The following is a 1,244-nucleotide window of genomic DNA, read 5'->3' as shown; positions in this document are numbered from 1 at the left end:
CCGCGCCGCGGCGTCGATCTGTTCGGCACCGCCTTCCGGGGCATCGACCAGGGTGACGCAGCCGCCGCCTGGCTATCTGAGTTCCTCGGCACCCCCAGCCGTCTGGTCCGCGTGCCGCCGGAGCACGACCGGATCACCGACGGCCTGACCCCCGGCCCCTCCGGCTATGCCGACAGCAGTGCGGTGCACCTGCTGTCCCGCGCCTCCCTCGCCCTCCTCAACCAGCGGATGGCCGAGCGCGGCACCCCGGCCCTGTCGATGGACCGCTTCCGCCCGAACATCGTCCTCGACAGCCACAACGGCCACGGCCGCGACAGCGGCAGCGACTGGGCCGCCCTGCCGCACGCCGAGGACCGCGCACGCCGCATCTCCATCGGCGGTGCCGCGTTGGGCTATGCCAAGCTCGCGGTGCGCTGTGCCGTCACCCTGGTCGAACAGGAAGCCGGAGCAAGGCAGGGGCCCGAGCCGCTGCGCACACTGGCCAGCTACCGGCGGGCCGCGAGCGGCGGCGTGGTCTTCGGCGCCAAGTTCTCCGTGATCACGCCGGGGAAGCTTTCGGTCGGCGACGAGGTGGTCGTCCAGGAGTGGGGCGACGCCGATCTGTGAGAACCCGCCGGATACGGCCGAAGCGGGCTGAAGCTTGATCCACGCCGCGCCGCTCAATCCGTTCCGGGTCCCCGGGTCCCCGGGTGTCGGGCAGGAGGTGTGGGCTGCCGGTAGCGCGGCACCGGGGGTCCTTTGTAAGCGTTCTCGCGGCTTCGGCCCTCTTCTTCAGTAGCCGGGGCCTACCCGGCATCTGACGGAGGAGGACGAGCAGTTGGTGCACACTGTGTGGGCCTGGGCTTGTGTAGCGGTCTGCTTCAGCGCAGCAGCGGTGGTGCGGGCGTATGCCTACCGGATCAGGGAGCGGGGCAGACGCAAGACCATGACCGCGGTACTCCAACACCTCAGCCAGCAGGGCGGATTCGCCCGATCCGTTGACCAGGACGGCCTGGCGTGGACCCTGGGGGTGGCCGCAGCCCGGAAGACCACAAGCCCGGAAGACAGTCACGTACCGAGGGTGAGAAACACCGGGCATGCCGAGTGACAGCATCGGGGGCGCCTTCGACCAGCTCTACCGGGCGTCGTATCGCAGGATGCTGGCCAAGGGCATCGTGGTGTGCGGCGGGAACTCCGCGGTGGCCCTGGACGGGTTACAGGAAGCTTTCATCGGGTGCTGGCGCCGTATGAACGACGTGCACGGC

General features: G+C 70.0%; 1 protein-coding gene. It reads left to right on the top strand.

Going from position 1 to position 1,244, the window contains the following annotated elements:
- A partial coding sequence (locus tag ACQKIP_RS47740; protein ID WP_427745899.1) for an MOSC domain-containing protein occupies positions 1–606 on the top strand: 606 nt, incomplete at its 5' end.
- Between the last annotated feature and the right edge of the window lie 638 nt (positions 607–1,244).

The sequence above is a fragment of the Streptomyces sp. NPDC059900 genome, from assembly GCF_050270335.1.
Lineage (GTDB): Bacteria > Actinomycetota > Actinomycetes > Streptomycetales > Streptomycetaceae > Streptomyces.
The sequence above is the reverse complement of the archived record's forward strand: the minus strand, read 5'-3'. Positions and strand labels throughout refer to the sequence as shown.